Source organism: Pseudomonas sp. B21-051, assembly GCF_024748795.1.
GTDB classification, from domain to species: Bacteria; Pseudomonadota; Gammaproteobacteria; order Pseudomonadales; family Pseudomonadaceae; genus Aquipseudomonas; species Aquipseudomonas putida_A.
Window position 1 is genome coordinate 3,795,315 of the sequence record NZ_CP087166.1, and the last position, 26,813, is coordinate 3,822,127.

21 protein-coding genes and 1 pseudogene are annotated in these 26,813 nt (G+C 57.9%); 14 read left to right on the forward strand and 8 right to left on the reverse strand.

The genetic code is table 11. The features are described from left to right. Positions 1-143: 143 nt before the first annotated feature. The 4 genes from glcD to LOY52_RS16900 all read left to right on the forward strand — a co-directional run bounded on the left by glcD (position 144) and on the right by LOY52_RS16900 (position 5,383). The gene (gene glcD, locus LOY52_RS16885) at positions 144-1,643 is read left to right on the forward strand and encodes a glycolate oxidase subunit GlcD (RefSeq protein WP_258675136.1); all 1,500 of its coding nucleotides are present in this window, start codon (positions 144-146) and stop codon (positions 1,641-1,643) included. After that, a complete protein-coding gene (glcE, locus tag LOY52_RS16890; protein WP_258675137.1) occupies positions 1,643-2,692 on the forward strand; it encodes a glycolate oxidase subunit GlcE in 1,050 nt (349 codons plus the stop codon). The genes glcD and glcE overlap by 1 nt, the downstream gene beginning before the upstream one ends. A gap of 2 nt (positions 2,693-2,694) precedes the next feature. Then, on the forward strand, positions 2,695-3,915 hold the full coding sequence (glcF, locus tag LOY52_RS16895) for a glycolate oxidase subunit GlcF (protein ID WP_258675138.1): 1,221 nt from the start codon (positions 2,695-2,697) through the stop codon (positions 3,913-3,915). Positions 3,916-4,003: 88 nt separating this feature from the next. After that, on the forward strand, positions 4,004-5,383 hold the full coding sequence (locus tag LOY52_RS16900; RefSeq protein WP_258675139.1) for a VOC family protein: 1,380 nt from the start codon (positions 4,004-4,006) through the stop codon (positions 5,381-5,383). A 95-nt stretch (positions 5,384-5,478) separates the two neighbouring features. Here the strand turns inward: LOY52_RS16900 and LOY52_RS16905 are convergent, their stop codons facing one another. Beyond that, positions 5,479-6,156, reverse strand: a complete 678-nt coding sequence (locus LOY52_RS16905) for a type 1 glutamine amidotransferase domain-containing protein (RefSeq protein ID WP_258675141.1) — start codon at positions 6,154-6,156, stop codon at positions 5,479-5,481. Between the two features lie 409 nt (positions 6,157-6,565). On the opposite strand from LOY52_RS16905, the gene LOY52_RS16910 reads away from it, so the two are divergent. From LOY52_RS16910 to LOY52_RS16945, 9 genes and pseudogenes are all read left to right on the forward strand, one after another. Next, entirely contained in the window at positions 6,566-7,081 is a 516-nt protein-coding gene (locus tag LOY52_RS16910; RefSeq protein ID WP_003226246.1) for an Hcp family type VI secretion system effector, read from the forward strand. 134 nt (positions 7,082-7,215) lie between these two features. Continuing rightward, complete coding sequence (gene tssI, locus LOY52_RS16915) at positions 7,216-9,258, forward strand: type VI secretion system tip protein VgrG (RefSeq protein ID WP_258675142.1); 2,043 nt, start codon at positions 7,216-7,218, stop codon at positions 9,256-9,258. Next, positions 9,248-9,988: a DUF4123 domain-containing protein gene (locus LOY52_RS16920; protein WP_202370296.1), complete on the forward strand. Its 741-nt coding sequence runs from the start codon at positions 9,248-9,250 to the stop codon at positions 9,986-9,988. Before tssI ends, LOY52_RS16920 begins: the two co-directional genes overlap by 11 nt. After that, the gene (locus tag LOY52_RS16925; RefSeq protein WP_258675143.1) at positions 9,985-15,024 is read left to right on the forward strand and encodes an RHS repeat-associated core domain-containing protein; all 5,040 of its coding nucleotides are present in this window, start codon (positions 9,985-9,987) and stop codon (positions 15,022-15,024) included. The genes LOY52_RS16920 and LOY52_RS16925 overlap by 4 nt, the downstream gene beginning before the upstream one ends. Continuing rightward, complete coding sequence (locus LOY52_RS16930; protein WP_258675145.1) at positions 15,021-15,491, forward strand: hypothetical protein; 471 nt, start codon at positions 15,021-15,023, stop codon at positions 15,489-15,491. Before LOY52_RS16925 ends, LOY52_RS16930 begins: the two co-directional genes overlap by 4 nt. Before the next feature lie 170 nt (positions 15,492-15,661). Further along, positions 15,662-16,888, forward strand: a pseudogene (locus tag LOY52_RS16935) (RHS repeat domain-containing protein); the annotation flags it as partial. A 383-nt stretch (positions 16,889-17,271) separates the two neighbouring features. After that, positions 17,272-17,685: a hypothetical protein gene (locus LOY52_RS16940; protein WP_258675147.1), complete on the forward strand. Its 414-nt coding sequence runs from the start codon at positions 17,272-17,274 to the stop codon at positions 17,683-17,685. Between the two features lie 169 nt (positions 17,686-17,854). Continuing rightward, positions 17,855-18,241 (forward strand): Imm50 family immunity protein, encoded by a 387-nt coding sequence (locus tag LOY52_RS27460; RefSeq protein WP_408980403.1) that lies wholly within the window; start codon positions 17,855-17,857, stop codon positions 18,239-18,241. A gap of 203 nt (positions 18,242-18,444) precedes the next feature. Next, positions 18,445-18,942, forward strand: coding sequence for a hypothetical protein (locus tag LOY52_RS16945; protein ID WP_258675148.1), 498 nt, complete (start codon positions 18,445-18,447; stop codon positions 18,940-18,942). A gap of 38 nt (positions 18,943-18,980) precedes the next feature. Here the strand turns inward: LOY52_RS16945 and LOY52_RS16950 are convergent, their stop codons facing one another. Continuing rightward, positions 18,981-19,793: a VanW family protein gene (locus LOY52_RS16950; protein ID WP_258675149.1), complete on the reverse strand. Its 813-nt coding sequence runs from the start codon at positions 19,791-19,793 to the stop codon at positions 18,981-18,983. A gap of 215 nt (positions 19,794-20,008) precedes the next feature. Here LOY52_RS16950 and LOY52_RS16955 point away from each other — a divergent pair, with 215 nt between their 5' ends. Next, on the forward strand, positions 20,009-20,815 hold the full coding sequence (locus tag LOY52_RS16955; RefSeq protein ID WP_258675150.1) for a glycosyltransferase family 2 protein: 807 nt from the start codon (positions 20,009-20,011) through the stop codon (positions 20,813-20,815). A 328-nt stretch (positions 20,816-21,143) separates the two neighbouring features. On the opposite strand, the gene LOY52_RS16960 is transcribed toward LOY52_RS16955, so the two are convergent. From LOY52_RS16960 to LOY52_RS16985, 6 genes are all read right to left on the reverse strand, one after another. Beyond that, complete coding sequence (locus tag LOY52_RS16960; RefSeq protein WP_258675151.1) at positions 21,144-21,728, reverse strand: hypothetical protein; 585 nt, start codon at positions 21,726-21,728, stop codon at positions 21,144-21,146. Positions 21,729-21,813: 85 nt separating this feature from the next. Further along, positions 21,814-21,996: a hypothetical protein gene (locus LOY52_RS16965; RefSeq protein WP_258675152.1), complete on the reverse strand. Its 183-nt coding sequence runs from the start codon at positions 21,994-21,996 to the stop codon at positions 21,814-21,816. A gap of 11 nt (positions 21,997-22,007) precedes the next feature. After that, the gene (locus tag LOY52_RS16970; RefSeq protein WP_258675153.1) at positions 22,008-22,250 is read right to left on the reverse strand and encodes a hypothetical protein; all 243 of its coding nucleotides are present in this window, start codon (positions 22,248-22,250) and stop codon (positions 22,008-22,010) included. Positions 22,251-22,418: 168 nt separating this feature from the next. Then, positions 22,419-23,489, reverse strand: a complete 1,071-nt coding sequence (locus LOY52_RS16975; RefSeq protein WP_258675154.1) for a lipocalin-like domain-containing protein — start codon at positions 23,487-23,489, stop codon at positions 22,419-22,421. After that, positions 23,479-25,950 (reverse strand): ABC transporter permease, encoded by a 2,472-nt coding sequence (locus LOY52_RS16980; protein WP_258675155.1) that lies wholly within the window; start codon positions 25,948-25,950, stop codon positions 23,479-23,481. Before LOY52_RS16980 ends, LOY52_RS16975 begins: the two co-directional genes overlap by 11 nt. Beyond that, on the reverse strand, positions 25,947-26,600 hold the full coding sequence (locus LOY52_RS16985; RefSeq protein WP_258675156.1) for an ABC transporter ATP-binding protein: 654 nt from the start codon (positions 26,598-26,600) through the stop codon (positions 25,947-25,949). Before LOY52_RS16985 ends, LOY52_RS16980 begins: the two co-directional genes overlap by 4 nt. Between the last annotated feature and the right edge of the window lie 213 nt (positions 26,601-26,813).

A 26,813-nucleotide genomic window follows, 5' to 3' on the forward strand; every position in this document is an offset into this window, starting at 1 on the left:
GGGGCGCGAAGCGGCCCTGATCCAGCGCATGCGACTAGCCTGCCTCGCCACGGTATCGATCTCAGGTCTGCTGCGCAGCCCGGCGGGAGCAAGCTCCCTCGCCACAAAAAACCCTCCCGGCGACAAAAAATCGGAAGGTCGAAATGAACATTCTCTACGACGAACGCCTCGATGGCCCGCTACCGGAGGTGAACAAGGCCGAGTTGCTGAAAACCCTGCAGCGCGCCCTCCCGGATCTCGACCTGCTCTGGCGTGAAGACGAACTCAAGCCTTACGAATGCGACGGCCTCTCGGCCTATCGCACCACACCGATGCTGGTCGCCCTGCCCCGACGGCTCGATCAGGTGCAGACCCTGCTCAAGCTCTGCCATCAACACAACGTGCCGGTGGTTGCCCGGGGTGCTGGCACCGGGTTGTCGGGCGGTGCGCTGCCGCTGGAAAAAGGCCTGCTGCTGGTGATGGCGCGTTTCAACAATATTCTGCACATCGACCCGGCGGCCCGTACCGCGCGGGTTCAGCCCGGGGTGCGCAATCTGGCGATTTCCCAGGCGGCCGCGCCGTTCGGCCTGTATTACGCGCCGGATCCGTCGTCGCAGATTGCCTGCTCGATCGGCGGCAACGTCGCGGAAAACGCCGGTGGCGTGCATTGCCTCAAGTACGGCCTGACCGTGCATAACCTGCTGAAAATCGAAGTGCTGAGTATCGAAGGCGAGCGCCTGACACTGGGCAGCGAAGCCCTCGACGCGCCGGGTTTCGATTTGCTGGCGCTGTTCACCGGTTCCGAAGGGTTGCTGGGGATCATCACCGAAGTCACGGTCAAACTGCTGCCCAAACCGCAGGTCGCCAAAGTCTTGCTGGCCAGTTTCGACTCGGTGGAAAAGGCTGGCCGCGCCGTGGCCGACATCATCGCTGCGGGGATCATTCCCGGCGGCCTGGAGATGATGGACAACCTGGCGATCCGCGCCGCCGAAGACTTCATTCACGCCGGTTACCCAGTCGATGCCGAGGCAATCCTGTTGTGCGAACTCGATGGCGTCGAAGCCGATGTCCACGACGATTGCCTGCGGGTGCGCGAGGTCATGCTTCAGGCCGGCGCCAGCGACGTGCGGCAGGCCCGCGATGAAGCCGAGCGCGTGCGCTTCTGGGCCGGGCGCAAAAACGCCTTTCCGGCGATCGGCCGCTTGTCGCCGGACTACTACTGCATGGACGGTACCATCCCGCGCCGCGAATTGCCCGGCGTGTTGCAAGGCATCGCCCGCCTCGGCGCCGAATACGGCTTGCGCGTGGCCAACGTGTTTCATGCCGGCGACGGCAACATGCACCCGCTGATTCTGTTCGACGCCAACCAGCCCGGCGAACTGCATCGCGCCGAAGCGTTGGGCGGGAAGATTCTGGAATTGTGCGTGCAGGTTGGCGGCAGCATCACCGGTGAACACGGGGTCGGCCGCGAGAAAATCAATCAGATGTGCGCGCAGTTCAACAGCGCTGAACTGACCCTGTTCCACGCGGTAAAAGCCGCGTTCGACCCGCAAGGCCTGCTCAACCCCGGCAAGAACATCCCGACTCTGCATCGCTGTGCGGAATTTGGCGCCATGCACATTCATGCCGGGCAACTGCCATTTCCCGAACTGGAGCGTTTCTGATGGCTGATTTCGACGCCAGCAGCGCGCTGCTCGAGCAGGTCAACCAGGCCCGGGCCAACGCCACGCCGCTGAAGATACAGGGCGGTAACAGCAAGGCGTTTCTCGGCCGCGAGGTGGCCGGTGAAGTGCTCGATGTCCGCGCGCATCGCGGCATCGTGCGCTATGAACCGACCGAGTTGGTGGTCAGCGTGCGCGCCGGTACGCCATTGCGCGAGCTGCTCGCGGCGCTCGACGCGGCCGGGCAGATGCTGCCCTGCGAGCCGCCGGCTTTCGGCGAAAACGCCACGGTGGGCGGGATGATCGCCTGCGGACTGTCCGGGCCACGGCGGCCCTGGTCAGGTTCGGTGCGCGATTTTGTCCTCGGCACCCGAGTCATCACCGGTCTCGGCGAGCACCTGCGGTTCGGTGGCGAGGTGATGAAAAACGTTGCCGGCTACGACCTCTCGCGCCTGTTGACCGGCAGTTTTGGTTGTCTCGGGGTGCTGACCGAAGTCTCGCTGAAAGTCCTGCCGAAACCGCGTCAATGCCTGAGCATCCGTCTCGATATCGACTGCGCGCGGGCGCTGGCCAGGTTGGCCGAGTGGGGACAGCAACCGTTGCCGATCAGCGGCGCCTGTCATGACGGGCAAAGCCTGTATCTGCGCCTTGAGGGCGGCGAAGGCTCGGTCACCGCCGCGCATCAACGGCTCGGCGGCGAACCACTGGATTCGACGTTCTGGCGTGACTTGAACGAGCAACGCCTGAGCTTTTTCGATGAGGGCCTGCCGCTGTGGCGCCTGTCGCTGCCGAACAATCTCGGACCGCAGGACTTGCCCGGCCAGCAACTGATCGAGTGGGCCGGTGCGCAACGCTGGCTGAAGTCCGATCACGAGCACATCCAGATTCTTGCTCAGGAACTCGGCGGGCACGCCACCTGCTTTACCCATGGCGCCAGCGACACGCCGTTCCAGCCGCTAGCCCCGACGCTCATGCGTTATCACCGGCAACTCAAGGCGCAACTCGACCCGCAAGGGCTGCTCAACCCCGGCCGGATGTACGCGGAGTTCTAGCCATGCAAACCACCCTCAGCGAAGAGTCCCGACAACTGCCGCGCGCTGCCGAGGCGGAAAAAATCCTCCGCACCTGCGTGCATTGCGGGTTTTGCAACGCCACTTGCCCGACCTATCAGTTGCTCGGTGATGAACTCGACGGGCCGCGCGGGCGCATTTATCTGATCAAGCAAGTGCTCGAAGGCGCGCCGGCCACCGCACAGACTCAGTTGCATCTGGATCGCTGCCTGTCCTGTCGCAACTGTGAAACCACCTGCCCGTCCGGTGTCGACTATCACAACCTGCTCGACATTGGCCGAGCGGTGGTCGATCAGGCCGTGCCGCGCCCCGCCGCCCAGCGCTTGTTGCGCGAGGGTCTGCGCGCACTGGCGCCGAACCCCGGGGTGTTCAAGGGCTTGTTGCGGGTCGGCACGACGTTCCGGCCTTTGCTGCCGCGCCTGTTCGAAAGCAAATTGCCGCAGCGCTCGCCAGCGTCCGGTACACGCCCTGCCCCGCGCCATGCACGGCGGGTGCTGCTGCTCGAGGGGTGCGTGCAACCGGGCCTGTCGCCTAACACCAACGATGCGACGGCGCGGGTGCTGGATCGGTTGGGGATCAGCGTCACCCCGGTGGCCGAGGCCGGTTGTTGCGGAGCCTTGGACTATCACCTCGATGCCCAGGCCAAAGGCCTCGACCGTGCCCGGCAGAACATCGACGCGTGGTGGCCGCACCTGGAAAACGGCGCCGAAGCCATCGTGCAGACGGCCAGCGGTTGCGGCGCGTTCATCAAGGATTACGGGCATTTGCTGGCGCAGGATCCGCGCTACGCCGACAAGGCGCGGCGGATCAGCGAACGTACGCTGGATCTGGTGCAGATTCTCGCGCAGGAACCCCTGCAGACAATATGTGCCGCCAGCCAACGGCGGATCGCCGTGCATTGTCCCTGCACCTTGCAACATGCGCTGAAACTCGGCGGCGCGGTGGAAGCGCTGCTGACCCGGCTGGGCTTTAACCTCACAGTGGTGCCGGACGGGCACCTGTGTTGCGGTTCTGCGGGCACCTATTCGTTGACGCAACCGGCCCTCGCCCGGCAACTGCGCGACAACCGCCTCAACGCCTTGGAGAGTGATCGCCCGGACTTGATCGTCACCTCCAACATCGGTTGCCAGAATCATCTGGCCGGCGCCGGGCGCACGCAGGTTGTGCACTGGATCGAACTGGTGGATCAGTCGTTGGCAGAATGAAGTTCGTAGGATTCTTCGTTTGCCGCCGTCGGCGAAGGCTGCGATCTTTTCCTCCATCCAACCCGTGACCGTGGCAGGAATTTTTTTCATGACCGTGCAGCCTTTCGTCAGCCCCGACCTGATCCGCCAACGCTTCTCCAAAGCGATGTCCGACATGTACCGCGAAGAAGTGCCGTTGTACGGCGCGCTGATGGAGCTGGTGGAGCAGACCAACCGCGAAGTGTTGGCCGCTCAGCCGGACATCGCACGGCAGCTCGACAGCACCGGTGAAATCGAACGGCTGGACATGGAGCGCCACGGCGCCATCCGCGTCGGTACGGCCAAGGAGCTGGCGACCCTCACCCGTTTGTTCGCGGTGATGGGCATGCAACCGGTGGGTTATTACGACCTGACCCCGGCGGGTGTGCCGGTGCACTCCACGGCGTTTCGCGCGGTGCATGAAGCGGCGCTGCAGGTCAGTCCGTTTCGAGTGTTCACCTCGTTGCTGCGCCTGGAACTGATCGAAGATCCCGAGCTGCGGGCGTTTGCCGAATCGGTGCTGAATCAGCGTTCGATCTTTACCCCTGCGGCATTGCGCCTGATCGAGCGGGCTGAGTCAGCGGGAGGGCTGAATGAGCCTGAAGCGGAGGAATTTGTCCTGCAGGCCCTGGAGACCTTTCGCTGGCATCACAGCGCAACCGTCACCGCCGCGCAGTACCAGACCCTCAGCGCTCAGCATCGTCTGATCGCCGATGTGGTGGCGTTCAAAGGCCCGCACATCAATCACCTGACCCCGCGCACGCTGGACATCGACAGCGTGCAGGCGCAAATGCCGGTGCACGGCATCACCCCGAAAGCGGTGATCGAAGGCCCACCGCGCCGGCAATGTCCGATCCTGCTGCGCCAGACCAGTTTCAAGGCGCTCGACGAGCCGATTGCCTTCACCGACCAGCACTACACCCGTGGCAGTCACAGCGCACGCTTCGGCGAGATCGAACAACGCGGCGCGGCGCTGACGCCCAGAGGCCGGGCGCTGTATGACCGCTTGCTGAATGCCGCGCGCGATGAACTCGGTGATTTCCCCAACGAAGGTAACGCCGCACGCTACAACGAGCTGATGACCCAGCACTTTGGCGAGTTTCCTGACAGCGTCGACGGCATGCGCGAACAGGAGCTGGCGTATTTTCGCTACTTCCCTACCGAAAAAGGCCTGACAGCGGGTAGCCTCACGTCGGCATCGCTGGAGGATTTGCTCCGTGAGGGCCATGTGAAAGCGGAACCGTTGGTGTACGAAGATTTCCTGCCGGTGAGTGCGGCGGGGATTTTTCAGTCGAACCTTGGGGATGCCGCGCAGACGCACTATGGCGAACACTCGAACCGCCAGGCATTCGAACAAGCGCTGGGGCGTGCGACCATTGATGAGTTGGAGTTGTATGCCGAGACGCAGCGGCGTTCGATTGAGGAGTGTCTGGCAGCGCTTTCGCGCTGAAAGATCAAAAGATCGCAGCCTGCGGCAGCTCCTACAGATGGAATGTGTTTCCCCCTGTAGGAGCTGCCGCAGGCTGCGATCTTTTGCTTTTGCTTCTAGCGCAAGCGTGACAACAACGCGAACGCCGTCTCCTCCGACGACGCCGGATTCTGCCCCGTCAACAACAATCCATCTTCACGGGTGTAGCTCGACCAGTCCGCGCCCTTGGAGAAAATCCCACCCTTGGCCTTGAGCTCATCCTCCACCAGAAACGGCACCACATCGGTCAGCCCTACCGCCCCCTCTTCACTGTTGGTAAACCCTGTCACCTGCTTACCCTTGACCAGCGGCTGACCGTCCGCACCTTTGGCATGGCGCAACACACCGGGCGCATGGCACACCGCTGCGACTGGCTTGCCACCGTTGTAAAACGCTTCGATCAGCGCAATCGAATGACGGTCTTCAGCCAGATCCCACAGCGGGCCGTGTCCGCCGGGATAGAACACGGCACCGAAATCCGCAGCCTTCACCGTGTCCAGCTTGACCGTGGAGGACAGCGCCGACTGCGCGGCGGAATCCTTGCGAAAGCGCTCGGTGGCGGCGGTCTGCGCGTCCGGTTCGTCACTCTTCGGGTCCAGCGGTGGCTGGCCACCCTTGGGCGAGGCCAGCGTCAGTTGCGCGCCGGCATCCTTGAACACGTAATACGGCGCGGCAAATTCTTCCAGCCAGAAACCGGTTTTCTTGCCGGTATCACCCAATTGATCGTGGGACGTTAAAACCATCAGGATTTTCATGTCGATCTCACTCGCTGTGGGGTAGGGTGCGGACGCCGTTGGCGCGGTCGTGAGTGATTGACCGTCGCGCAGGGCGAATCGTTTCAAGCGCTCGACGCTGGCACTTGGCCTTACTGCGCAACTTCTTGCGCACTTGTCCGGCCCAAAAACCCTGGTCATCGCGTTGCAGGCCTTGAGGCACGTGGCCCGCAGCCGAGTGCGCAACTTCTTGCGCAGTACTGCGCAAGAAGTTGCGCACTTTCCACTTCGATTCAGCAAAAAACATCGGTCATAACGCAGGCTAGAGCTGCTTCACCCCCGGCTGCCGGGACCTTCGATAAACCTGGCACGCTCCTTGATAACAGTCAGGCACCCACCGGGCGATTTCGCCTCCCGGGCACCCTAAATTTATCCGCAAGGAGAGCACCCCATGGCAACACCAGCGTACATGTCGGTTACCGGCGAAAAACAAGGCCTGATCACTGCCGGCGCCTTCACCGCCGACTCCGTTGGCAACACCTACCAGGAAGGCCACGAAGACCAGGTCATGGTTCAGGCTTTCAGCCACGACGTGATCATCCCGCGTGACCCACAATCCGGTCAGCCAACCGGTCAGCGCGTTCACAAGCCAGTGATCATCACCAAGGTCTACGACAAGGCTTCGCCTCTGCTGCAAGCTGCTCTGACCTCCGGCGAGCGCATGAGCGAAATCGTTATCCAGTGGTACCGTACTTCTGCTCAAGGTACTCAAGAGCACTACTACACCACCAAACTGGAAGACGCGATCATCGTCGCCATCAACAACAAAATGCACAACTGCCAGGATCCAGGCAACTCGCACTTCACCCACCTGGAAGAAGTGCAGTTCACCTACCGTAAAATCACCTGGACCCACGAAGTATCCGGTACTTCGGGTTCCGATGACTGGCGTGCTCCAGTCGTTTAATTACGGCTGATCGTTACAAGCATCGACCAGCCCTGCTGGTCGATGTTGTTTACGCCCCTCCAGAATTTCGCGTACGTTGAGCCGCTTTTTTGCGGCCGTCGACGAACGCCGCTGTACAGCACGAGGAACAAGGGATGTTCGCGCCGGCCAATGAAACCCACTTTGCCCTGACCATCGAAGGGCTCTCCGCCGATTTTCAGGTATTTACCCTGACCGGCCGGGAAGCCATCAGCCAGCCTTTTGTCTTTGAGGTGGAGCTGGTCAGTGAGCAGCCGTCGCTGGACCTCGAAACCCTGCTGCACAAACCGGCCTTTCTGCAGCTGTCGCCCGATGGCAGCGGCATCCACGGCCAGATCTACCGCGCCGCGCAAGGCGATTCCGGCAAGCGCCTGACCCGTTATTCGGTAACCCTGCGCCCGCAACTGTCGTACCTGGCGCATCGCGTCAATCAACGCATCTTCCAGAACCTCACGGTGCCGAAAATCATCGGCATGGTCCTCGAAGAACACGGTATCCAGAGCAACGCCTACGAATTCAAGACCGGTTCGATCTATCCCGAGCGCATCTACTGCGTGCAATACGATGAATCGGACCTGCATTTCATCCAGCGCCTGTGCGAGGAAGAAGGTATTCACTACCACTTCCAGCACAGCGCCACGGCGCACAAGCTGGTGTTCGGCGATGACCAGACGGTGTTCCCGAAACTCCAGCCAGTGGCCTACCAGCAAGACTCCGGCATGGTCGCCAGCAACCCGGTGATCAAGCGCTTCGACCTGCGCCTGGAAACCCGCACCAGCCGCACCACCCGCCGCGACTACGACTTCGAAAAACCGCGTCTGACGCTGGAAAGCGAAAACCGTGGCGACGCCCTGCCCGACCTCGAAGACTACGACTACCCGGGCCGCTTCATCGACCGCGAGCGCGGCAAACACCTGGCCAAACGCGCCCTCGAACGCCACCGCAGCGACTTCCAGCTCGCCGAAGGCAAGAGCGATCAGCCGCTGCTGGTCAGCGGCCATTTCCTCGCCCTGACCGAACACCCGAAGGCCAAGTGGAACGACCTGTGGCTGCTCACCGAAGTCCTGCATGAAGGCAAGCAGCCGCAGGTGCTCGAAGAGTCGGTGACCAGCGACACCACCGCGCTGAAGGACGATTTCCATCAGGGCTATCGCAACCGTTTCCAGGCGACCCCTTGGGACGTGCCCAACCGCCCACCGCTGCGCCACCCGAAACCGCGCATCCTCGGCAGCCAGAGCGCCGTGGTCACCGGCCCCAAAGGTGAAGAGATTCACTGCGACGAGTACGGCCGGGTCAAAGTCCAGTTCCACTGGGACCGCGAAGGCCAGGCCGACGACAAGACCAGTTGCTGGCTGCGCGTCTCCAGCGCCTGGGCCGGCGCCCAGTACGGCGGCATCGCCATCCCGCGCATCGGCATGGAAGTGCTGGTGACCTTCCTTGAAGGCGACCCCGATCAACCGCTGATCAGCGGCTGCCTGTACCACAAGGAAAACACCGTCCCGTATGAGCTGCCGGCAAACAAGACCCGCAGCACCTTCAAGACCCTGAGTTCCATGGGCGGTGGCGGCTACAACGAGCTGCGCATCGAAGACAAGAAAGGTCAGGAGCAGATCTTCCTCCACGCCCAGCGTGACTGGGACGAAAACATCGAGCACGACCAGAAGATCCGCGTCGGTAACGAACGCCACGACACCGTCGAGCAAAACAGCTACACCGAATTCAAGGCCGAAGAACACCACACTGTCTACGCCGACCGCAAAGTCGAAGCCCGCGCCAACGACCACCTGACCGTGGGCGTCAACCAGCACATCAAGATCGGCACCGGCCAGTTCATCGACGCCGGCCAGGAAATCCACCTCAGCAGCGGCATGAAAGTGGTGATGGAGGCCGGCGCAGAACTGACCCTGGTCGGCGGCGGCAGCTTCATCAAGATCGACGCCGGCGGCGTGACCCTGAGCGGCCCGGTGATCAACATGAACTCCGGCGGCAGCCCCGGCAGCGGCACCGGCGCCGCCCCGCTTATGCCCGGCGTGCTGAAACAGGCCGACGCCGACAAGGCCGGTCAGGTCCTGACCCCGGCCCAGATCAACACCCTCAAACGTAACGCGCCGTTCTGCGAAGAATGCGAAAAATGCAAGGCAGGTGCCTGTGCCATCTGATCGACTGACACCCAAGGACTGGCTGGCACAACAGCCGCTGCAGACTGGCGAGCGCCTGTACCTGATCGTCAGCGCAGCGAGCGATGCCGAGCCGCTCAAGCCCTTCTATCAGCAAGATGCCGCACCACAACTGCAGCCTATTTGGAGTGGAACGCCTTACGCCGATTGGCTTCCCGTAATGCCGTATCTCGCCGAGATCAGCCCCAATGCCAGTTTTCTGCAATGGATTACTGAAACCGATGCCTTGGATTGGGGTTGGCTAGCGGTATCTACCTGCGCGCCGGAAACGGTGCTGGAGCATTTGCGCAGCCTGACTCAGGTAAAAATGCCGGACGCTACTGAAGTGTTTTTCAGGTTCTGGGATGGTCGACATTTTCATCCGATCATCGAAGGTTTAGGTGCTACCGCAGGTGAGTTGCTGCCCGTGTTCCAACGTTACCTGATTAACGGACAGACTCTCGAAGTCGGCCGAAGAGCGGTACCTCCCGCAAAAGAGTGGCCCTGGTGGGAGATTCCCCAAACGCTATTGGATGCCCTCGCTAAAAAGGATCACACCACTGTCGTCGAGAACCTGATGCAGTGGCTATCAGAGGATTGTCCGGAGTTGTACTTCGAATTCCCCGAAGCCAACCTGCGTAGAAAGGTCGAGCGCTTCGTACGCCAAAACCCAAATACAGAAGAAATGGCAGAGCGTCTTGCCGCTGAGCTGACAAAGGAAGTCACGTCATGAATACCCCGATTGGTACATTGGTCCTGCGCGTGCTGGATGCCAAAACACCTGACGTGAGCCTGATTCTCAAAGACTTCAAAAACTGCCTGAGCGATTACAAGGATTGGGCTGACGGTTTCTGGACAGGCTGGGCGCTAGATGTCGACCAGACTTTCAAGGTCGGCAATGAAGTCAGCGTGACTAAGCGCAAGACTAAAACCGGCGCCGTGGAAACCTATGCGACCTGCCCACTGGTGGGTGATTTCACACTGATCCATATGTTTGAGTCTGCGCGATTTGTCCCTATCGGCAATACTCCGGTGAAACTCGAGCCTGTGACCAAGGGCACCTTCTACGACGACGTTACCGGACCGGTTATCGAAACCATGATCGGTCCAAGCGGCATCAAGGTGGTTGAAGGCTGCAAGAAGGGTCAGACCTATCGCATCACATTCTTTCCCAATGTCTCGCAGAACGACGTCAAAGCACTCTATGACTCCTATCAAGGCGTTATCGGCAAACTTGACAGCTGGCTGCAAAGCGAATGGTCGAGCAAGTTTCAGCCGCAATGGGCCAGCTACTCGGCGGCAGACCGCGCCGGGCGTTCGGTCATTTTGCTCAAACGGGCACTGGATGGTTTTGAGAAAGCTCTGCTTCGTCTGTGGGACGACATCAAAAGCCTGTTCGAGCTGCTCGCTAATCCGCAAAAAAACTACGCGAAACTCAAAAAATATCTCTCGGACATCGAAATCGACAAGCTCTATGCTGCGTCGAAAGAGTCCATCGCTTCAGGGTTGCTGATCCTAAGCGACGAGCCGCTGATGTTCATCTACGTCTCGGCGATTGTGGCGTGGGTCGGCATGCTCCCGCCGCAGGTAATCGTCGACGTAATGACGGCAATTGCTTCGGAGTTTCTGATCAACGTACTGGTGGGCATCTGCCTAACGGGTGGTGCCGGACTGGCTGTAAGAGCAGGGACAAAAGTCCTATCCACGGTCAAGTCGGGAGAAGCGGTCAAGTACCTGGAAGATCTTGCCTCCACTCTAATGACGCTCAGCAATAAACACGCCCTGCCCGCCCATGCTGAAGTGTCGAAGCCAATCATCGCCAGCGCCAAAAATGTACCGATGAAGCCTGCCAAAACGGCAGCATTGAAGATCGATGAGGCAGCCACTGAAGCGCCCAAGCCCAAACCCCAACCAACCAAGGCCGCACCGAAAAGCCAGGTAGCGGAGCAACCAGCAAAAGGCCCGCTGCCGAAAACTTCAGATACACCGAAACAAGAGGTCAAGGACGCCTCCTCGTTTCCTCGGGACAAAAAGCAGAAACAAACTTCGCTTGAGCCAAAGGAAAAGATCGACGACGCACCTGATCAATCCAAGACACCCGACGACAAAAGTGCTTCGTGTGCAAAAAAGACATGCACCAATGGCTGTCCGGTTTCGATGGTCACCGGCGAAGAATTGTTGACACTTACCGACGGCGAACTCGGCGGTTTGCTGCCCTTCACCTGGACGCGTCTCTATCGCACCAGTGCGGCGGAAATGGATTGCGGCCTCGGCTTTGGCTGGAGCCATGCCCTCGCCCAACGGGTCGACATCAATGGCGATGAAGTCGTCTGGACCGACCACGAAAATCGTGTCACGACTTTTCCTATGCCGAGCGAGCAGCGTCCGGCCATCACCAACAGCCTTTCGGAAGCCGCGATTTTCATCGGCAACGATCCTTCTGAACTAATCCTCACACAGGCTGTTGAACGTAAGCAGTTCTATCACTTCCGCTTCAACAGCAAAGGCGCGACGCTGATCGCCATCAGCGACAAATACGACAATCGCCTGCACATCACCCGTGACATCCACGGCCGAATCAAGCGAGTGGATAACGGGGCCGGTCGAGCCCTTTTGGTTCGGTATGACCGCAAGCACATCGTCGCCATCGACCATCAGCAATTCGTCCCGGCAGACAATCTGGAAGATGCATGGAGCACCGTCCAGACGCTTATCACCTACACGTACGATGCTCAACAACGCCTGATCAAAGCCACAAACGCTGCCGGTGAGTCGGAGCGTTACACTTACAACGAACAGAATGTCATTCTCCAGCGACAACTCGCCGGTGGCGCCAGCTTCTACTGGGAATGGGAAAAGGAAGGCAAGTCAGCGCGTTGCATCCATCACTGGGCCAGCTTCTCGCAGATGGACGCGCACTACGCCTGGGATGACAAAGGTAGTGTTACGGTTACCAACGCCGATGGCAGCGAAGAGGTCTACACCCACGACGACAAGGCTCGGCTCGTAGCCAAGGTCGATCCGGATGGCGCGGAACACCTCAAGGCTTACGACGATCAAGGCCGGTTGATCGCCGAAAAGGATCCGCTGGGGGCGGTTACTGAATACCAGTACAACGAAGCGGGTCGACTGGTCGCGGTCATCCCGCCGGAAGACATGCCGACCTCCTACGAGTACTACCACGGCTACGTCCGTGTGGTTAACCGTGGCCCGGCCAAATGGATTTACTGGCGCAATGAACAGGGCGATATCACCGAACAAATTGATCCGGATGGCAACTCAACGCACTACAGCTACGATCGCCAGGGACGCTTGCTGGAAATCAGACACCCTGATGGCAGCCGTCATCAACTCGGCTGGAATAACCTCGGCCAGTTGCTGGAGGAGCGCCTGCCCGACGGCGGTCAACGCAAATATCGCTATGACGCACTCGGTCGGCAGATCACACGTCAAGCTGAAACCGGTGCAATCACCCACTACCAATGGGACGCTGCAAATCGACTGGCACAGGTCATCCTGCCCGGTGGTGCCACCCGCGCGTTTACCTACAACCCGTACGGTCGCGTCACGGCTGAACGCGACGAACTGGGCCGTGTAACCCGTTACGAGTATGCCGATAACCTGCACCTGGTCAGCCGTCGTATCAACCCGGACGGCAGTCAACTGCGTTATCGCTACGACAATGCGCGCCTTCTGCTCACCGACATCGAAAACGAACGCGGCGAACACTATCAGCTGGATTACTACTCGAACGGGCTGATCCAGCAAGAAACCGGTTTCGACGGACGCCGCACTGCCTACGAGTACGACCTCAACGGCCAGTTGTTGAAGAAAACCGAATTCGGCGATGACGGCAGCGAACTGGTCACCGAGTACCAACGCGACGCTGCCGGCCGACTGCTGGTGAAGACCCTGCCCAACGGCGAGGAAATTCACTATAGCTACGATGTACTTGGCCGTCTGGTCAACGTGGACGATGGTCATTGGCCGCTTGCTTATGAATATGATGTGCAGGATCGGCTGATCACCGAGCATCAGGGCTGGGGCACCACGCGTTACGAATACGACAGCATCGGACAGCTCAATCACTGCCGCCTGCCGGATGGCAGCACACTCGATTATCGCCACCAACCTGGTGGGCACTTGAGCAGCATCGACCTCAACGGCACACGCCTGACTTCCCACCAGTTCAGCGCCGGTCGCGAACAGCAACGCCAGCAAGGTCTGCTGCTCAGCCAATACCAATACGATGAACAAGGTCGCCTGCAAGCCCACAGCGTCAGTCAACGCGACAAAAACCTGTTCCAGCGTCGCTACAACTACGACGCCAACGGCAACCTCGCCGGCATCGACGACAGCCGTAAAGGCAACCGCAGCTACCATTACGATCCGCTTGATCGCTTGATCAACGTACGTGGCGCAACACCCGAAAGCTTCGCCCATGACCCGGCAGGTAACCTGCTCGGTCAGACTGACATGCCGGTTGCCACCCTGGCCAACGTCAAAGGCAACCGCCTTTTGATGCAGGGCGACCGCCACTACGACTACGACGCCTACGGCAACCTGATCCGCGAGCGGCGCGGCGCTAAACAGAAACTCGTTACTGAATACCGGTATGACTGCCAACATCGTCTGATTGGCGTAAGTCTGCCGGGGGGCAGTACGGCGTCATACAAATACGACGCCTTTGGCCGCCGTATCGAAAAAACCGTCGACAGCCATACAACCGAATTCCTGTGGCAAGGCGAACGTCTGATCGCCGAAAGCGCCGACAACCGCTATCGCACCTATATCTACGAACCCGGCAGCTTCCGCCCCTTGGCGATGCTCGACGGCGAGGGCCCACTAAAGGCCACGCCGTTCTACTATCAACTCGACCACCTCGGCACACCGCAGGAACTTACCGACTACAGCGGCGAGATCATGTGGTCGGCGAAATACCGCGCCTATGGCAACCTTGCGGCACTGGATGTCATCGAAATCGACAACCCCCTGCGCTTCCAGGGTCAGTACTTCGATGCAGAGACGGGGTTACATTACAACCGGCACCGCTACTACAATCCGAACACAGCGCGGTATCTGACGCCGGATCCGATCAAGCTTGCGGGTGGGTTGAATAACTACCAGTACGTGCCAAATCCTACGGGGTGGGTGGATCCGTTGGGTTTAAGCTCAACTTGCCCAGGACCTGATTGCGAATTACCGACGAACTCTGCGAATGCTATAAAACCTGACCACTTACCTATGAGTCAGGAAAAATTCGATGAAATTATTGATATGAACAAGGCAGATCGCCCCCCAAGCCCCAATGAGTACCTGCCGGACAGTTATGTAAATGCGCACCGAGAGCTCTTTGCAAAAGAAGGAGGGTCGTTCGTAGTTATCGAAAGCTGGATCACGGATTCAAGATATCCTAGCTTTCCACAACGAAAATTTGTAGGACTATCCTCAGAAATGGACGAAGTTGTTGCAAAATACAGAGCAGCAGGAAATGACTGGAATGTTCTCAACAAAGAACTCAATCTAGGTGCAAAATCCCTAGAAGGTGAAGGCATCTACATCGTTAAAATAAAGCCCAATGATCCGAGGTTCAGCTACGAGATGCCAAACGGTCGTGAAAATGGGGCTTACCCTAACGAATGGGTTCCAGGAGGAGCTACCAAAAGCGGAACCAAGGAAGCAGCTCTAATCGGCTCAGAAAATGTCACTCACAACAGTGATATTGGAACACTGTTGAAAAACTTCGATGACTGGGAAAAGCTTCAATGAAGACCACTTTTGAAACTGCATTAGATCTTCACGAGATTTCTGACTTCTTTAAAGGAAATGGACAATATTTCGCTCGAGGCTCGGACTGGGGAGACCATCTTTTTATTAGCAACTGGCAGGAAATGTGCAGCGTTTTAAAGAACCAGAAAGCCGCACAAAACTTACTTACATCGGTATTTGAAGATTATGCAAAATATTTAAAGGAAGATTATTCAGATGCCGAAGGATTATTCTCCAACATAAGCGCCTACTACACACTCAAAAACAAAATAGCCTTTTTATCAAGCAATAGTTACGACCTAATCGAAAGTCTTGACGAGAGAAGCAAGAAAAATATAGGAAAACTATTTCGTCTGCTTAGGCAGCAATATGATTTAAAAAACAAGGATCTGCCAAAGTACACATTTGATGAGGAAATTAAACGATTAAGACTCAAGGGATGCACTCTTAATCTTGAACAGCTTTGAGAAACCTGCAGATCACGACTTCGGCATAGCTGAGGATAGATATTTAAAACAATTCAAAATCTAAAACTCTTCTATTTCCCTAAATACCGCATTAAATTAGTGGATTAAGGGGACAGATTTATTTTCCAGCCTGCCACTTTTCAATCAAATAGAGATTGAAACCCCTCCATTTGCGAAACGTCGACGACGGCCATTGGCCGCTCGCCTACAAGTACGACCTGCAAGACCGCCTCATTGAGGAACACCAAGGCTGGGGCACCACGCGTTACGAATACGACAGCGTTGGCCAACTGAGTCACTGCCGTCTCCCTGACGGCAGCACACTCGACTACCGCCACCTGTCCGGCGGACGCCTGAGCAGCATCGACCTCAACGGTTCACGCCTGACCAGCCATCAGTTCAGAGCCGGTCGTGAACAACAGCGCCAGCAAGGCCTGTTGCTCAGCCAGTACCAGTACGACGAACAAGGCCGACTGCAAGCCCACACCGTCGGCCAGCGTGATAAAAACCTGTTCCAGCGTCGCTACAACTACGACGCCAACGGCAACCTCATCGGCATCGATGACAGCCGCAAGGGCAATCGCAGCTATCACTACGACCCGCTCGACCGGCTCATCAGCGTACGCGGTGCTACGCCGGAAAGCTTCGCCCACGATCCGGCGGGTAACCTGCTTGGACAGAACAACGAAGGCACCGCCAACCTCGCCAACGTCAAAGGCAACCGCCTGCTAATGCAGGGCGACCGCCATTACGACTATGACGCCTACGGTAACCTCGTCCGCGAACGTCGCGGCGCCGGGCAGAAACTTGTCACTGAATACCGCTACGACTGCCAGCACCGTCTCATAGGCGTCAGCCTGCCGAGCGGCAAAACCGCGTCCTACAAATACGACGCCTTCGGCCGACGCATCGAAAAAACCGTCGAAGGCCAGACAACCGAATTCCTGTGGCAAGGTGAACGACTGATCGCCGAAAGCGCGGAAAACCGCTACCGCAGTTACATTTATGAACCGGGAAGCTTCCGTCCATTGGCGATGCTCGACGGCGAAGGCCCGCGCAAAGCCACGCCGTTTTACTACCAACTCGATCATCTGGGCACACCGCAGGAACTCACCGACTACAGTGGCGAGATCATGTGGTCCGCGAAGTACCGCGCCTACGGTAACCTCGCTGCGCTGGACGTCAGCGAGATCGATAACCCGCTGCGCTTCCAGGGTCAGTATTTCGATACCGAGACAGGGTTACATTACAACCGGCACCGCTACTACAATCCGGGGACTGGGCGGTTTTTGACACCGGACCCGATCAAGCTTGCGGGTGGGTTGAACAACTACCAATACGTGCCTAACCCGACGGGATGGGTGGATCCGTTGGGGTTAAGCGGATGCCCAGGAGGCAAAGATGGCTCCTCCGGGGTAAGCGCCGAAAAGCCTGCAAGCAAGGCAATTGTAAAGGAAGGTTCGCCGCCACCTCCTGAGCCACCAAAACACGATAAATGGAGCCGTCAACCTAAAAGCATTCAGGATCAGATGACTTTACAAGCGGCAAAAGAAGGACATGGTGTCAGGATCATCCAAAGCTTGAATGATCCAAACTTTAAAGGAATGGACAAATGGGAACTTAAAGTGAAATCCAAAAATGGTAACGACTCGGTCGTCCATTATGTTCGAGATCCCAATACCGGAGAGCTAATGGATTTCAAATTTAAAAAACACAGCACTGATGATATAAAACCATGGGGTAACGACCCATCCGTGCCACCTGGGGACTATGAAGAAAAATGAAAGTCAGATGCAAAACAAACAAAATAGACAACAGCTTTACGCAAGATACTGCAACAAGACTGGAGCGTTACATCTCGATCAGCGACAGTGAGCTTGACATAAAAATTGGAAAAGAATATACGGTTTACGGTATAGAATTCTGGGATAATTGCCCATGGATTTATATATGCGCAGACTCTTACGATGAATACCCCAAACCGTTCGCACTAGATTTTTTTGAAATCACCGAACAAAAACTTTCTTCTTATTGGGTCCTAAACTCAAAAGACACATACAATAAAAAAGTCAAGACACAGCTCGTTTTTTGCGAATGGGCTGATGACGACAGCTTTTATGAAAAGTTAATCGATGAAGATGAAGCATGCGTTATCACATTCGAAAAATATAGAAAAGCTATGGACATCGAATAAATGAAGAAGAATCAAGAGACGAAGGGGACAAATTTATATTCCACAGACACCTCAAAAGACATTAAAAACAAATACTTCCCTTTTGCAAAACTTGAATCTACGACTAATTTAAAACTTAGCAAAGGCAAAGAATCTAGTAGAAACCACTAAGCATTTTGAACAACCTAACATGTGGACATCATCAATATCGAACAAAAAGCAGTGGACGTCGATTTTCGGAGAAACATATTCCCCCTCAAGCATGCGTACGTCATACGTAATGCTGGACGGAAACTCTATATGCATAAAATTATCCAGCAAAATAGAGCAAGCAGCCCCTAAAAAGTGGCTGACAAAGAATTACAACGAGTATGAGTTTCAGCTCTACATAGTAGACATAGAAAATTTTAATGTAGAGAATTTCAACTTCAGCGGCACCACCACCTTAACAATCGAGGGAAAATCCTCAGACTACAAAGTCACAATTAAATTTGAAAATAACTGCGTAGCCACATGCCAAGCAAAAAATATTAGTATAGCCAATATTAAGGCATACAACAATGACGGCGCAGTGTAGTGCAATGCGATCACTGACACTTTTTTAGACAGTAGTGCATTCAGGCATTACCGACAATGTCGGGTACAGATCACAGTTTCTTTTTACATAGACGCGATTATCTTACAATCTAATCGCCTTCATAAACATGACTCTTTGGCTCTCTATTTTCAGGCAGAAACTATACCCATTACTTTGCGGCCCTTCGGTTTACATGAGCACCCATGAATAAACATCAAATCACACTCACCAATAACTGGACCGCCACCTTCGAAAACAACGGTGAGTTCCGCATGGGAGCCGAAGGCTGGAGCTTGCTCCTGCAAGGACCTGACGGCAGAAATATCAATTATTTCGCGGACAAGATCATTTTGGTCAACGATGACGACGGCACCCAGGCTAATTCGTGCATTCGTCTATCCAGCGACGGTGTCTACGGTTATTTGAGCACAGCCGTTGACAGCTGCTGGGTGATCGATTTCTCGCGGTGCATGATCGCCCCGCACCGAGTGAGCATCCATCACTACCATGAAGCCTATGACGAAAGCGTGGCAGCTTACGAACAACCCGCCTTCAAGCGTGTGAGGCAATACATCAGTGTGGTTGGAAGGTACATCTATCTGACCTTCCCGCTGACCAAAGATGAAGACTTCCCCACAGTATGGGAAGAGTATCTATCCATACGCAAACGCCAACTGGATGAACTCTATTTCAGAAACTGATCAGTGGGCGCCAATATCATCGTAGCTATTTGTGCGCCCTACCCGATCAACTCATCCATGACCTCATACTTAACCACCACCCGATTCCGATACAATCTCCCCCTCTCCACCAACTCCCCCACCTGCCCCTTCTCCCGCACTTCCCGCCAGATTTCATTCTCCCGATACACCCATTCTCCCTCCCGCACAAACCGGTGCCCTTCCTGAAACACGTGATACCGATACTCCCGCACCCGATGGCACAACAATTCCCCCTCCAACTGCGTTTCCCCCACATTCAACTTCAACTGAAAACTCCGATCCGTCGGGTTGTGCAGTACCAGGTCAACGTAGTTATAGAAAATCGCCGCGCCGGAACCGAATGGCAGCACCCGCCCCTCATCCGGGAATGGATCGAAGCTGTGGTTGGAGCGCTCGACAACGATCAGTGGTGAGTGGATCGCCATCCAGTGGATCAGGTTGCTCAGTTGGCAGATCCCGCCGCCGACACCCCGTCGTGCTTCGCCGAAGGACAGTTCCATGCCTTCGACGTAGCCGCGTTTGCGGGTTGGGCGGCCGACGAGGCGGCAGAAGGAGAAGTGTTCGCCGGGGGCGATGATGAGGCCGTCGATGGCGGCGACGGCGAGTTTGAGGTTGATGACTTTGTTGTGTTGCAGGGCGAGGTCGGAGTCGCCGAGTTTGCGGATGAGTTTCGAGGTGTGTTTGAGGTAGCGAAATGGCAGACGGTCAGCGCCGGCCACAAGGCGTGCGTAGTGTTTGCTGGAGCAGTACCAGGCGATCTGGCGGAACAGTCTTTTTTGCCACACGCGCAGCCAGTACAGGGCCGGGTGGTAGAGGGAAAGTGTTTTCATCCGTGGGGCGACGGCAGGTGCCGTTTCTTCCTTGAAGCATCTGAGGGGCGAGCAGTTTAGCCTGTGGGACGGCTTGCGTCGTGCGCGAGATGCCGTGGCTCGACACACTTCGAATGGCTTGCTGAACGTCAAATTAAGCTTCAACTAAGCTTGCGTCGCTAGCATCCCGGCCCGAGAGACACCTGTCGCCGATCAACCGCGGATGAGCTTCCCGAATGAGCCAGTTTGATTTACCAGCCGTTACGCAGCCGAATTTCAGTCTTGTATTGGTAAATTACAAAACCCCGGACATCACCCGGATGTGCCTGGAGTTGTTGCGCCAGCATGTCCAGGCGCAGCGCATTCCGGTTTGGGTGGTGGACAATGATTCGGCGGACGCCAGCCTGGATTACTTGCGCTCGCTGGACTGGATCAATCTGATCGAGCGCCCCTCCCCCGGCAAAGAAGCGGGACATATTGCGCATGGCAAGGCGCTGGATCTGGCGCTGGAAAAAGTTGAAACCGACTATCTGTTTCTGCTGCACACCGACACCTTTGTCTACGACAAGGAAGTCTTCGCGATGATGCTGCGTGAGTGCACAACGTCTGCGGACATCGCCGCAGTCGGGTGTGTCGAGCAAATAAATCGAGGGATTGTCAGAGATACCTGGCGACTTACTTCGCGGTTTTGCAAACACTATATTCGCCGGGTGAAAACTGCGTTGGGTCTGCGCAGTAAAGAGCCAAAACCTTATCGGGAAACTCACCTGAAGAGTTTCTGCACATTGTGGAACGCCAAGTTGATGAAGTCCCTGGATCTGAACTTTTGCATGGATGACCGAGTGCCCGGTTACACCCTGCAGGATCGAATGGTCGCTCTGGGCTACGGCATCAAGCTGCTGTCGCCGCGCAAGGTTTTCCGCTATCTGGATCACATCCAGGCAGGAACCGTCGCAGCCGCTGGCACCTACGGCAAAAACCACCGCAGAACCAGAATGTACGAAGCCACCCTCAAACGCTTTGAGGGGCAGGCATCGGTATAATCGCGAACACAAAAAAGGGCGACTTTATAGTCGCCCTTTTTTTATCTGAAATTGTATACATCCGCTCCGAAGAGGTGTTCGCCCAGTGTAATGGCCTGGCAATCCATGCACCGGTAAAGAGCCCTGACACTGGGCGAACGGGAAGGATTTTAATAGAAGTTGGCACATATGTCGTCATGCATAAAGGTAAATTTTATGTACGAAGAAGTTAATAGATATTTATCGACGAATGCTTTCGCGAAACTTTCAAGCTGCTGCATCACTCGTTTCAGATGATTGTTCTCATACAACAATCTGTACAAGAACAATCATATTGTAGAGTTAATGCTCAGCTTTCGTGCTGACTGGTCACTTTTAATACATCGGTATAAGTGACAACTACGCTCTGCCCTACTTTCAAATCTTTCAGCTTGGCTTGGATTTCAGGCTTTTTCACGTCGAGGGTTTTCGACTGGCCCGCCGGGTTTTCCAGCGTCACTTCGTTTTTCTTCAAATCAATTTTGGTGATTTTCAGTTGCACCTGAATCTGGCGATAGGCCTCGCCACCCGGATTATCCGTGCCGGGAGCCTTGCGCAGCTCGCCGCTGCGCTCGACGGTGCCAGGCAGACCTTTATCCACATCTGTATCGAGGTAAGCCGCCACCGAGCGCTGCACTTCGACTTTTACCAGATCGCCGACCTGAAGGTTGGCGAGGTTTTTCGCCTTTTCGCTGAGCTGTACGTGAACCTGACGACCTTCAGCACCTTCGAGCACAACCTGATGGTTGGCCGCATCGACGGCCAGCACTTTGGTGGTGACCTGATCGGCCTCGACGGTGGCAGACAGCGGTATATCGGCCGCCATCACGCCGAAGCTGGTGGCGGACAGAACGGTTGCGAGGGTGATGGCCTTGGCCAGAGCGTGGAGCTTCATAAGCGGTACTTTCCCTGTAATGAATGGCAGAATCCGGCGCCAACGCAGGATCGGCGCCGAATGTGCCATTGAGCATAGACGCTGTTCAGGGCTTGGCTTTCGTTTCTGCCGCGGCGGTCTCCTGCGCGGTGGATTCGCCACTGGCGGTGCCCTTGTCGCTGTCCTTGCGTTGCTTGGGGTCGGTCGGGCGCAGGGCGTCGTTGTCGCGTTCGGTTTCTCCCGGTGGCCGGGGTTCGTCGGGGTGCTCGCTGGGGGATACGGGTTTCATGGCGGGTCTCCTCAGGCTTCAGGGTCATCCAGTTCATTAGTGACATTCACGGCAGGCGAATCCTTGTGCAGGTCGTCGGCCTTGGCACGCAGGATCTGCCACTGCTCCAGATCGATCGCACCTTGACCGAGCAGGTCGTCGGCGATGCGTTGCAGGTCAAAATAGTGAGCATCGGGGGATTGCTGCCAGTAGGTCTGATCGTCGAACAGACGCTGCCAGGTGTTGAGGTCTGGGGGTTGCAGGTCGTCGCTCATGGCTAATCCTCCGCGGGTATTACGTTGTAGAGGCTGCGCGACGAAACGGAGTTCAACCCAATCCCTGTAGGAGCTGCCGCAGGCTGCGATCTTTTGATCCTGTTTTTAAAAATCAAAGTCAAAAGATCGCAGCCTTCGGCAGCTCCTACATTAGTTGCAGTGCACCCGTCAGTACCCGGTCATCTCCAGATAGCCACGCCCGTTATGGCTGCCGCTGATCCGCACCGGCCCTTCCCAGTAAGGGATGCGCAGGTTCATCCAGGCGTCGGGATTGAGCGCGTCGAGGCTGATGTCGAGGTGTTTGTCGGGAATGCTGATCGACCAGCGCACCGGCATCTGGCGGCCGGCGACTTTGGCGGTGTCCTGAGGGGTGAGTCTGATCTGCTCGCCGCCCAGGGTTTCGGCCCGGCCGTCGGTGCTGATCCAGGTGCCGGTCAGAAACGGCGCACCATCGGTTTGCCGGGTGCGAAACAGCATCAGCGATTCCCCGCTGTCCAGGTGCAGGGAAAACCAGTCCCACCCGGTCTGATTGGCTGCCAGTGGCTGACTGCTCCATTCACGATCCAGCCACGCCGGGCCGCTGACGGTGTAGGTCTGGCCGTCGATATGCAGGGTGCCGCTGGCCTGAAAGAACGGCTGACTGTAGTAGTACGAGGCCTGGCCTTGTTCGGATTTGCGGCTGAAACCGTTGTCACCCTGCAACACCAGCGGCCGACTGGAGGTGAGGTGCAATTGATAGCTGAAAGCTTTGTCGCTGGCGCTGAGTTGCAGATCGGTCAGCGGATCCTGCGCCTGACTGGCGAAGCGCCAATCATCGATCCACGCCTCGAACGGCGCGACGTTCACCCCGGCCTGCCCCACTCCGCCCCGGGCATAGCGCTCGGCGGCATGGTGCGCGATGGCCGATGTCACCGCGGCATGTCCGAGCCAGATCGTCTGATTGGCCCAGCCCGGTTGTTCTGCCGCAGGCTTTAAGGCGCTGCGAAACAGCGTCCACTGCACGCCGAAATCGTGACCCTGCTGATCCTTGAGATTGGCGGTGACATACCACCACTCGATGCGAAAACCATCATGCGCGCCATGATCCGCCGGGAAGCTGAACACCCGCCCCGGCACCACGGCGGTGAACTGCGCAGCCTGATCGCCAAGCCCGGCAAAACCCTTCTGCTCAGGCGCAGGCTGATCGCAACCGGCCAACAGCAGCAGTGCTAACAGTAGCGCAACCCGGTTAATCCTCATGAGCAAACGTCCTCAGCAGATCCGCCGGTTGCGTGCGGTACAACGAATACAGCGGCCACGCCGAGGCCAACAGCGTCGCCAGCAACGCCAGACCGAGCAACTGCAGCAGTTGCAGCGGAAAAACCCGCAACGGCAGACGCCAGCCGAACGCCTGCACGTTGATCACCGCGTCCAGACACCACGCCAACGCGATCCCCAACGGCAACGCCAGCACCAGCGTCAGCACCGCCAACAGCCAGGTCTGACCGAGATTGAGCAGCATCAACTGGCGGCGCGTCACACCCAAGGCCCACAGCGGCGCCAGTTGCCCGAGACGGCTCTGGCTCTGGGTCAGCAAACTGATGAACAGCGCCACACCAGCCACCGCCAAAGTGAGGCTGTTGAGCGCGGCGGTGGCGGCGAAAGTGCGTTCGAAAACCTGCACCGACCACCCCTTGAGCCGCGCCTGATCGACGATGCGGCTGTCATCGATCTGAAAGCGCGTCTGCAGCGTGGTCAAAAACGGCGGGATATCGGGCGGTGCGATGCGCAGGTTGAAACGGTTCGGCGTCAGTGACGGCCACAACCGCAGCAAATGATTGCTGTTGACCAACACGTGCCCCTTGGGATTGCCGTAGTCGGCGTAGATCCCGACGATCCGCGGTGACCACGCCCCGCCCGGCGTCGGCACGCTCAGATGATCCCCCGCGCGCACCTTCAGCCGTCGCGCCAGTTGTTCGCTGAGCATCACCGCGTCGTCCGTTGCCAGATGCGCCCACGGATCACCGGCAATCGCCTCGAGCAACGGCCAGTGCTGGCGATAGTGCGGATGATCGATCACCCCGAACACATCCGCCGGCCAGCCCTGCAGGGTCACTGCCACCTGCCAGTTGGGCAGCACCGCGCTGACGTTCGGTTGTTGCTTGAGCCAAACGTACATTTCACGGGATTGCGCCGGATTGACCGGGTTGAGGTACAGCTCGGCACTGAGGCGTTGTTCGAGCCAGTCGTCGAAGGTCTGGCGAAACCCGGCGGTCATGCTGCCGGCGCCGATGTTGGCCGCCAGTGCCAGCAGCAACGCCATCAGTGCCAGACTCAGCGCCGGCAGTTGCTGGCGGCAGTCGGCGAGAAACCACTGGCCGAGTACCGAACGACTGCGCCCGAGCAAAGGAGTAAGCACTGCGCTGAGCACCACCGGCAACGCCAGCGCAGCGCCGAGCAGCAACCCGGCCATCAACACAAAACCACTGCTCAGGCTGTCACCGAACAGCAACGCCAGCAGCGCGATCAAGCCCAGCCCTGCCGCCAGCCAACCCTGACGGCGCAACCAGCGCGCATGTTGCTGATGCCAGGCTTGCGGATCCGCCACCGCCAACAGCGGCAAACGTGCCGCACGCAGCAGACTGTTGGCACCGGCCAGCAACGCGCCGAACAGGCTCAAACCGATACCGCTGAACCACCACCACGGACTCAGGCGCAACTGCCCCGCCACTTCCGCGCCATACAGACCGCGCAGACTGGCGGCGACATCCGGCAGCAACACGCTCGCCAGCCAGTAACCACTGATGACCCCGAACACGCCGCCAACCAGAGCCAGCACACCCAGTTCGACGATCAGACTGCCGATCAGCATCCGTGCACTGACCCCACAGGCACGCAAGGTGCGCAGCAGGCCACGACGCTGCTCCAGCGCCAGACCGATGGCCGCGTGCACGATGAACAGCCCGACCAGAAACGAGAGAAAGCCCAAGGCATCGAGGTTGAGGTGAAAGCTCTCGGTCAGGCGCGCCAGATTGTTTTCCTCGGCGCTGCTTTTGAGCTGCAGCCGGCCATTGAACGCGGCCGGCAACTCGGCGTGAAAATCCTTAGGCAGTAACAAGCGCGACAGTTGCCCGGGCTGTTCGAGCAGTGTTTGCGCGACACCGATGTCCACCAGCAACACGCCCGGTGCCATGTATTTTTGCGCATGCAGCGGCGGCAGCGTCTGGCCGTTGGCGGTTTGCGGCGTGGCGCCTTCGGTCAAGCCAAGGGCGTGCAGGGTTTCCGGTGAAATCCAGGTGCTGCCCGGCGGCGAGAAGAACGCGACGATGCGCTCGATCGGCATCGCCTGCCCGGCCACCGCGACGTCCGTCGGCAGCGACACCGGTTCGATGCCCATCAGTTGCAGGCGCTGATCCGGGTGATCCTTGAGCATCAGCCGGCCTTGCAGCAGCGGCGACACCGGCCAGCCTGCGCGGCGCAGATCGATGAACCACTGCTGGGTGAACGTCGCACCGCTCGGTGTGGCCAGACTGGCCTGGGGTTCGCCGCCGATCATCTGACTGGCCCGGGCGTAACTGTCGCGGGCCTGACTGTTCAGCGCCTCGACCCCGGTCAGCAGACTGGTCGCCAGCCACAACCCGGTCAGCACACTGAAAAACTGCACCGGGTGCCGCCGCCAGTGGCTGAGCAGCGCACGCAGGGTTTGCCAGAATACGTTCACGTCAGACGGCCGCTGGACAACACCACCCGCTGCGCCAGTCGCGCCGCCACGCGTGGGCTGTGCGTGACCATCAACAGAGTGGTCGGCGTGTCGTCGAGCAGTTCCAGCAACAGGCGCAGTACTTCGTCGCTGGTGGCTTCGTCGAGGCTGCCGGTGGGTTCGTCGGCCAGCAGCAGTTTCGGCCGCGACGCCAAGGCCCGGGCCAGCGCGACCCGCTGCTGCTGGCCGCCCGACAGTTGTTCGGGATAACGCTTGAGCAACTCGCCCAGCCCCAGACGCTGCACCAAATGCGCCTGCCAGCGCGGCTCATGACGCCCGGCCAGGCGCGCCTGAAACGCCAGATTGTCCTCGACCCGCAGGCTACCGATCAGGTTGAACTGCTGGAACACCAGACCGATTTCAGTGCGACGCCAGTCGGCCAGTTGCGCTTCGTTCATCTGCTCCAGGCGATGCTCGCCGCTGTGGATGCTGCCGCGATCGACCTTGTCGAGACCGGCGATCAGGTGCAGCAAAGTGCTTTTGCCGCTGCCGGATTCGCCCATCAGCGCCAGACTGCTGCCGGCTTCGAGCGTCAGGTCGACGCCTTGCAGCACCGGGAGCGGGCCTTGGGGGGTGAGGTAACTTTTGAACACGCCTTGAACCTGAAGCATGCCGCCATCCGTTGGGTCAATGTGGGGCAAGGATAGCGGATTGCGGTCTCATCAGATCAGTGGTGTTTGCACTGGCCTCATCGCTTGCAGGCAAGCTCCCACAGGGATTGCGGTGGTTCACAAATATTGGTTTCACCCATCAAACGCTGTGGGAGGCATCTTCAGATCAGTGGTGCTTGAACTGGCCCCATCGCTTGCGGGCAAGCTCCCACA

Bases quoted from the DNA above. Each gene is read 5' to 3' on its own strand.
- glcD (WP_258675136.1), top strand. From the start codon at position 144: ATGAACATTCTCTACGACGAACGCCTCGATGGCCCGCTACCGGAGGTG.
- glcE (WP_258675137.1), top strand. From the start codon at position 1,643: ATGGCTGATTTCGACGCCAGCAGCGCGCTGCTCGAGCAGGTCAACCAG.
- glcF (WP_258675138.1), top strand. From the start codon at position 2,695: ATGCAAACCACCCTCAGCGAAGAGTCCCGACAACTGCCGCGCGCTGCC.
- LOY52_RS16900 (WP_258675139.1), top strand. From the start codon at position 4,004: ATGACCGTGCAGCCTTTCGTCAGCCCCGACCTGATCCGCCAACGCTTC.
- LOY52_RS16905 (WP_258675141.1), bottom strand. From the start codon at position 6,156: ATGAAAATCCTGATGGTTTTAACGTCCCACGATCAATTGGGTGATACC.
- LOY52_RS16910 (WP_003226246.1), top strand. From the start codon at position 6,566: ATGGCAACACCAGCGTACATGTCGGTTACCGGCGAAAAACAAGGCCTG.
- tssI (WP_258675142.1), top strand. From the start codon at position 7,216: ATGTTCGCGCCGGCCAATGAAACCCACTTTGCCCTGACCATCGAAGGG.
- LOY52_RS16925 (WP_258675143.1), top strand. From the start codon at position 9,985: ATGAATACCCCGATTGGTACATTGGTCCTGCGCGTGCTGGATGCCAAA.
- LOY52_RS16930 (WP_258675145.1), top strand. From the start codon at position 15,021: ATGAAGACCACTTTTGAAACTGCATTAGATCTTCACGAGATTTCTGAC.
- LOY52_RS16940 (WP_258675147.1), top strand. From the start codon at position 17,272: ATGAAAGTCAGATGCAAAACAAACAAAATAGACAACAGCTTTACGCAA.
- LOY52_RS27460 (WP_408980403.1), top strand. From the start codon at position 17,855: ATGTGGACATCATCAATATCGAACAAAAAGCAGTGGACGTCGATTTTC.
- LOY52_RS16945 (WP_258675148.1), top strand. From the start codon at position 18,445: ATGAATAAACATCAAATCACACTCACCAATAACTGGACCGCCACCTTC.
- LOY52_RS16950 (WP_258675149.1), bottom strand. From the start codon at position 19,793: ATGAAAACACTTTCCCTCTACCACCCGGCCCTGTACTGGCTGCGCGTG.
- LOY52_RS16955 (WP_258675150.1), top strand. From the start codon at position 20,009: ATGAGCCAGTTTGATTTACCAGCCGTTACGCAGCCGAATTTCAGTCTT.
- LOY52_RS16960 (WP_258675151.1), bottom strand. From the start codon at position 21,728: ATGAAGCTCCACGCTCTGGCCAAGGCCATCACCCTCGCAACCGTTCTG.
- LOY52_RS16965 (WP_258675152.1), bottom strand. From the start codon at position 21,996: ATGAAACCCGTATCCCCCAGCGAGCACCCCGACGAACCCCGGCCACCG.
- LOY52_RS16970 (WP_258675153.1), bottom strand. From the start codon at position 22,250: ATGAGCGACGACCTGCAACCCCCAGACCTCAACACCTGGCAGCGTCTG.
- LOY52_RS16975 (WP_258675154.1), bottom strand. From the start codon at position 23,489: ATGAGGATTAACCGGGTTGCGCTACTGTTAGCACTGCTGCTGTTGGCC.
- LOY52_RS16985 (WP_258675156.1), bottom strand. From the start codon at position 26,600: ATGCTTCAGGTTCAAGGCGTGTTCAAAAGTTACCTCACCCCCCAAGGC.